The sequence below is a fragment of the Stenotrophomonas sp. 01N47 genome (genome assembly GCF_056399165.1).
In genome coordinates this window covers 1-354 of record NZ_JBFTQU010000123.1, presented here as the reverse complement: position 1 = coordinate 354, position 354 = coordinate 1, and the positions used below count along the sequence as shown (strand labels likewise).

The following is a 354-nucleotide window of genomic DNA, read 5'->3' as shown; positions in this document are numbered from 1 at the left end:
GCCGTGCACTGCGGTCACGCCCGCGGAGAGGCCCGCCTGCAGCCCGCCTTCGAGCACCACGGCGTCGTGGCCCATCTGCCGCAGCCAGCTGGCGACCACGGGGGCGCGCACGCCGTCGGCGTCGAACAGCACGATCCGTGCGCGGCGCACGCCGACGTACTGGTCCGTGGCCTGCATCAGTTGCCCGCCTGGTGCATGCTGCGCGCCGGGCAGGGTCTGCGCGGCATGCTCTTCCGCGGTACGGACGTCGCACAGGAACGTGGTGCGGGAGCGGTCGGCCAGCCATGCGGCGGCTTGCGCGGGGCCGATGTGCGGCACCTTGAAACGCTGGATCAGCGTCTGCGCGGCGTCGCG

The 354-nt window shown here is 73.7% G+C and carries 1 protein-coding gene; it reads right to left on the bottom strand.

What is annotated here, in order from left to right:
- A partial coding sequence (locus AC1DKR_RS21505) for a rhodanese-like domain-containing protein (protein WP_478035276.1) occupies window positions 1-354 on the bottom strand: 354 nt, incomplete at both ends.